This is a genomic window from Streptomyces sp. NPDC032472, assembly GCF_040636955.1.
Lineage (GTDB): Bacteria > Actinomycetota > Actinomycetes > Streptomycetales > Streptomycetaceae > Streptomyces.
In genome coordinates, this window is the sequence record NZ_JBEZVK010000158.1 from 1 (window position 1) to 5,356 (window position 5,356).

At 73.9% G+C, this 5,356-nt stretch carries 7 protein-coding genes; 5 read left to right on the forward strand and 2 right to left on the reverse strand.

Annotated features, from left to right (window positions below; genetic code table 11):
* Both AB0F11_RS37390 and AB0F11_RS37395 read left to right on the forward strand, forming a co-directional pair.
* Positions 1 to 473: peptidase dimerization domain-containing protein (locus AB0F11_RS37390; protein WP_362184161.1), on the forward strand; the 473-nt coding region annotated here is incomplete at its 5' end.
* A 64-nt stretch (positions 474 to 537) separates the two neighbouring features.
* Positions 538 to 1,305, forward strand: coding sequence for a TIGR00730 family Rossman fold protein (locus tag AB0F11_RS37395; protein ID WP_362184164.1), 768 nt, complete (start codon positions 538 to 540; stop codon positions 1,303 to 1,305).
* 43 nt (positions 1,306 to 1,348) lie between these two features.
* Here the strand turns inward: AB0F11_RS37395 and folP are convergent, their stop codons facing one another.
* On the reverse strand, positions 1,349 to 2,209 hold the full coding sequence (folP, locus tag AB0F11_RS37400; protein WP_362184167.1) for a dihydropteroate synthase: 861 nt from the start codon (positions 2,207 to 2,209) through the stop codon (positions 1,349 to 1,351).
* A gap of 113 nt (positions 2,210 to 2,322) precedes the next feature.
* Between folP and AB0F11_RS37405 the strand changes: the two genes are divergently transcribed.
* Positions 2,323 to 2,802, forward strand: a complete 480-nt coding sequence (locus AB0F11_RS37405; protein ID WP_362184170.1) for a DivIVA domain-containing protein — start codon at positions 2,323 to 2,325, stop codon at positions 2,800 to 2,802.
* Positions 2,799 to 3,377 (forward strand): DNA-3-methyladenine glycosylase I, encoded by a 579-nt coding sequence (locus AB0F11_RS37410; protein WP_362184173.1) that lies wholly within the window; start codon positions 2,799 to 2,801, stop codon positions 3,375 to 3,377. The genes AB0F11_RS37405 and AB0F11_RS37410 overlap by 4 nt, the downstream gene beginning before the upstream one ends.
* A gap of 37 nt (positions 3,378 to 3,414) precedes the next feature.
* Here AB0F11_RS37410 and AB0F11_RS37415 read toward each other — a convergent pair whose 3' ends face one another.
* Entirely contained in the window at positions 3,415 to 4,215 is an 801-nt protein-coding gene (locus tag AB0F11_RS37415; RefSeq protein WP_362184176.1) for an enoyl-CoA hydratase-related protein, read from the reverse strand.
* 345 nt (positions 4,216 to 4,560) lie between these two features.
* Between AB0F11_RS37415 and AB0F11_RS37420 the strand changes: the two genes are divergently transcribed.
* Positions 4,561 to 4,728: a DUF3117 domain-containing protein gene (locus AB0F11_RS37420; RefSeq protein WP_003966491.1), complete on the forward strand. Its 168-nt coding sequence runs from the start codon at positions 4,561 to 4,563 to the stop codon at positions 4,726 to 4,728.
* Positions 4,729 to 5,356: the final 628 nt, after the last annotated feature.

Below are 5,356 nucleotides of genomic sequence, written 5' to 3' on the forward strand. Positions count from 1 at the left end.
CGCGGCTCGCCGCGTACGAGCCGCGCAAGCCCGTGATCGACGGCCTGGAGTACCACGAGGGCCTCAACGCGGTCCGCATCGAGGGCGGCGTCGCCAACAACGTCATCCCCGACGCCTGCACCGTCACCGTCAACTTCCGCTACGCCCCCGACCGCAGCGAGGCCGAGGCCCTCGCCCACGTCCGCGAGGTCTTCGCGGACTGCGGCGTCACCGAGTTCCTCGTCGACGACTCCTCCGGCGGCGCCCTGCCCGGCCTCTCCCACCCCGCGGCCGCCGCGTTCATGGAGGCGGTCGGCGGGCGCGCGATGCCCAAGTTCGGCTGGACGGACGTCTCCCGCTTCAGCGCGCTCGGCGTCCCGGCCGTCAACTACGGCCCGGGCGACGCCCTGCTGGCGCACAAGGTCGACGAGCGCGTGGAGACCAAGGCGATCCTGCACTGCGAGGAACGACTCCGCGCCTGGCTGACCTCCTGAATTCCGCTTGCCGTCACCTTCGTGCGCCTACGCTGATGCAACGATCAGCAGGAGGGAGCACATCATGGGCAACCACCGCAATTCCGAGGGGTACGCTCGCCCCCGCCCCGAGGAGCAGCAGCTCGGGCCGGTGCTGCGCCGGCGGGGCCAGGTGCAGGCGGGCAGTACGACCGACCAGCGGCTGCTGGACTCGGCCGGCCCCAGCGAGTGGGTCCACACCGATCCCTGGCGGGTCCTGCGCATCCAGTCGGAGTTCATCGAGGGCTTCGGCACGCTGGCGGAGCTGCCGCCGGCGATCAGCGTGTTCGGCTCCGCACGCACGCCCGCCGGCTCACCGGAGTACGAGGCCGGTGTCCGGATCGGCGGCGCCCTCGTCGAGGCCGGCTTCGCGGTGATCACGGGTGGCGGCCCCGGCGCGATGGAGGCCGCCAACAAGGGCGCCCGCGAGGCGGGCGGCGTCTCGGTGGGCCTGGGCATCGAGCTGCCCTTCGAGCAGGGGCTCAACCCGCACGTCGATCTCGGCCTGAACTTCCGGTACTTCTTCGTCCGCAAGACGATGTTCGTGAAGTACAGCCAGGGCTTCGTGGTCCTGCCGGGCGGACTCGGCACGCTGGACGAGATGTTCGAGGCCCTGACCCTGGTCCAGACCCAGAAGATCACCCGCTTCCCGATCGTGCTGTTCGGCACGGACTACTGGAGCGGCCTGGTCGACTGGCTGCGCAACACCGTGATCGCCCAGGGCAAGGCCTCCGAGCGCGACCTGTACCTCTTCCACGTCACGGACGACGTGGACGAGGCGATCGGACTCGTGACCAAGGAAGTCGCGAAGTAGCAGCCGCCGAAGCAGTCCCCGGCCGTCCGGCCGGGGACCCGGCTCAGGCCAGTCCCCGGCGGGCGACCGCCGGCTCCCGCAGCCCCTGGATCGACCGGACCATCTCCAGGACCTGCCGGGTCTCGGCGACCTCGTGGACCCGGTAGACCTGCGCGCCCAGCCAGGCCGAGACCGCCGTCGTGGCGAGCGTGCCGAGCAGCCGCTCCTTGACCGGCTTGTCGAGGGTCTCGCCGACGAAGTCCTTGTTGGACAGCGAGACCAGCACCGGCCAGCCGGTGTCGGCCATCTCCGCCAGGCGCCGGGTGGCCTCCAGCGAGTGCCGGGTGTTCTTCCCGAAGTCGTGCCCCGGGTCGATCATGATCGCGTCCCGGCGGACGCCGAGTTCCACCGCCCGCTCGGCCAGGCCCACCGTCACCCGCAGGATGTCCGCCATCACGTCGTCGTACGCCGTGCGGTGCGGGCGCGTGCGCGGCTCGACGCCGCCCGCGTGGGTGCAGACCAGGCCGGCGCCGTACCGGGCGGCGACCTCCGCCAGCTTCGGGTCGACCCCGCCCCACGCGTCGTTGAGCAGGTCGGCCCCGGCCTCGCAGACCGCCTCGCCGACCTCGTGGCGCCAGGTGTCGACGCTGATCACCACGTCCGGGTGGCGGCGGCGGACCTCGGCGACGAAGCCGACCGTGCGACGGGCCTCCTCGGCCGCGTCCACGTGCTCGCCCGGACCGGCCTTGACCCCGCCGATGTCGATGATCGCCGCACCCTCGGCGACCGCCTGCTCCACGCGGTCCAGGGCGGGTTCGTCCCGAAAGGTGGCGCCCTGGTCGTAGAAGGAGTCCGGCGTCCGGTTCACGATGGCCATGATCACCGGCTCGTGGGTGTCGAACTCGCGCCTGCCCAGTCGCAGCATCCCGTTTTCCTCCTCAGGCGGCCCTTGCGCCTCGTCTGCGACCTTAACCTGGTGACCGGAGTGGGTCTCCCCGGCCGCCGCCGGGAGGTGCCCCCAGCCACCGTCCCGGGGAGTTGATCGTGTTCTGGTTCTTGCTGATCGCGCTGGTCGTGGTCGTCGCGGCGGTCACCCTTGCGGTGGTCGGCGGCGGCTCCGAGCCGGTACTGCCCGAGGCGGAGCCGGACCGGGTGGCCGACGCGCTGCCGGAGAGCCGCCCCGTCGCACCGGCCGACGTCGACGCCCTGCGGCTGCCGGTGGCGCCGCGCGGCTACCGCATGGCCGAGGTGGACGACGTACTCGAGCGGCTCTCGGCCGAACTGGCCGAGCGCGACGCGCGGATCGCCGAGCTGACGGCGGCCGCGGCACGCGCGGCGCACGCAGCACCGGCGGCCCTCCCGGCGCGTGCGGCCTCCGCCGCCGCGGTGTCCGGGTCCACCGTGGTGGCCGACGCCATGGATGCGGGCGGGCCGCAGGACGCCGTACCCGCGGAGGACGCCGTACCCGCCGAGGACCGCGGAACGGTCGACCTCTCGAAGAAGGACGGCGACCGGTGAGCGCCCTCGCCGGGCCCGACGGGAGCCTGCGCTGCCCGTGGGCGCTGTCCACCGCGGAGTACACCGCCTACCACGACACCGAGTGGGGCCGCGCGGTGCACGGGGACGACGCCCTGTACGAGCGGCTGTGCCTGGAGGCCTTCCAGTCGGGGCTGTCCTGGCTGACGATCCTGCGGCGGCGGGAGGGCTTCCGTACCGCCTTCGCGGGCTTCGAGATCGCGGCCGTCGCCCGCTTCGACGAGCGGGACGCCGAGCGGCTGCTGGCCGACGAGGGGATCATCCGCAACCGGGCCAAGATCGAGGCGACGCTCGCCAACGCGCGGGTGCTGGCGCAGTGGAAGCCCGGCGAGCTGGACGAGCTGATCTGGTCGCACGCCCCGGAGCCGGGCCGTCCGGCCCCGACGAACATCGAAGACGTCCCGGCGGTCACGCCCGAGTCCACGGCTCTGGCCAAGGCCCTGAAGAAGGCGGGCATCCGCTTCGTCGGGCCCACCACGGCCTACGCGCTGATGCAGGCCTGCGGCCTGGTCAACGACCACCTGGCCGCCTGCACCGCCCGTACCCCCGCCGCCTGACGGGGGTACGGCCGGTGCGGGCCGGCCGCGGGTCGGGCTAGCGTCCGGTGTACTTCGGCTTCTCCTTGGCGAGGAAGGCCGCGACCGCGATCGCGTGGTCCTCGGAGGCACCCGAGCGCGTCTGGAGCTCGTCCTCCTTCTCCAGTGCCTCGGCGAGGGAGCGCCCCGCCCCGTACGCCAGCGCCTCCTTCAGCCCGGCGTAGGCCACGGTCGGCCCGTCCGCCAGCCGCCGCGCGACCTCGGCGGCGGTCTGCGGGAGCTCCGCCGCCGGCACGAGCCGGTTCACGAGGCCGAGCTCCTGCGCCTCCTGCGCGGAGATCGACCGCGGGAACAGCAGCAGGTCCGCGGCCCGGCTGGGGCCGACCAGGCGTGGCAGCGTCCACGACAGCCCGGAGTCGGCGGACAGCCCGACCCCGGCGAAGGCGGTGGTGAAGCTCGCGGTGTCGGCCACCACCCGGTAGTCGGCGGCCAGCGCGAAGCCGAAGCCCGCGCCGGCGGCGACGCCGTTGACCCCGGCGACGACCGGCTTCGGCATCTCCGTGATCGCCCGCACGATCGGGTTGTAGTGCTCGCTCACGGTGCTCAGCGCGTTGCCGGAGCCGGACTGCCGGGCGGCCTCCAGGTTCCCGACGTGCTCCTTCAAATCCTGTCCCACGCAGAAGGCCCGCCCGGTCGCGGTCAGCAGGACCGCCCGGACGGCCGGGTCGGCGCCCGCGGCCTGCAGGCTGTCCCGCAGGGCGACCTTCAGCTCCGTGTTGAGCGAGTTCATCGCGTCCGGGCGGTTCAGCGTGATCGTGGCGAGCCCGTCGGTCACTTCGTACAGCACGGTGTCGGCCATGGCAGGTGGTGTCCCCTCCGTCGCGGACCCGGCCAGCGGATCGGTACTGGCCGGTACAGGGTCAGCATGGCGGACGGGGCCGCTCCAGGGCATGTGATGTGTGTCAAAGAAAGAAGCCGCCGTGTGCGCGCAGAGCGGACGCAGACGGGGCGAAGTATCGCAGGCAGGTCCCCGAAATGAGTGGTTTTGGCAGAGCGCGTTGCGCAAGCGTTCCCGGCCGATGTTGGTCATCGGGTCCTGACATGCGGGATAATGGCCGGGAAGCAATGTGTTCGATGCCGGGTTCCAGGCACCTGAATGGGGCCGTCGGCTGACGATGAGCTGGTTTCAGGAAGGGGAACGAGCATGGCGGCCATGAAGCCGCGGACGGGCGACGGCCCGCTCGAGGTCACCAAGGAGGGGCGGGGCATCGTCATGCGCGTACCGCTCGAGGGCGGCGGTCGGCTGGTCGTCGAGCTGACGCCGGACGAGGCGGACGCCCTGGGTGACGCCCTGAAGAAGGTCGTCGGCTGACCCACCCGTCGGCACCAACTGCATACTCTGCGCTGCCCCGGCCCGCCCCCGGCGACCGGGGCAGCGTTGTGTCCCGCCCCGCCCCGCCCCGCCGCCGATCGTGCCCCGCCCCCGATCGTGCCGCGCCCCCGTTCGTGCCGCGCCGCCGCGCCTCGCCGCCGCCCCGCCTGGCCGCCGTGCCGCGCCGCCGCGCCGCCACCGTGCCGCGCCGCCCCGCCTGGCCACCGTGCCGCGCCGCCGCGCCGTCCTCGCCGGGTCGCGTTGGCGCCCGACCCCGCACCACCTTCACCTCCGCCGTGCCGCCGCCGTTGCCGGGTGCATCCCGCGCCAGAAGGCGACCCGGATGGGGGCCCGGCCCATCCAGCCTCGCCGGCGATTGAGGCGCGGGGTCTGGGGCAGCGCCCCAGAAGCCGAGCCGGCTCCGCCGACACCTTTGGCGGGGGGTCCGCCATTCCAGCCCCGCCGGCGTTTGAGGCGCGGGGTGTGGGGCGGAGCCCCAGGGAACCCGGCTCCGCCGGGCAGGGGGGGGGGGGGGGGCGGGCGGGGGGGGGGGGGGCGGGGGGGCGGGGGGGGGGGGGGCCGCCGGCGGGGCCGGTCTGGTGCGGCGGGGGGGGGGGGGGGGGGCGCG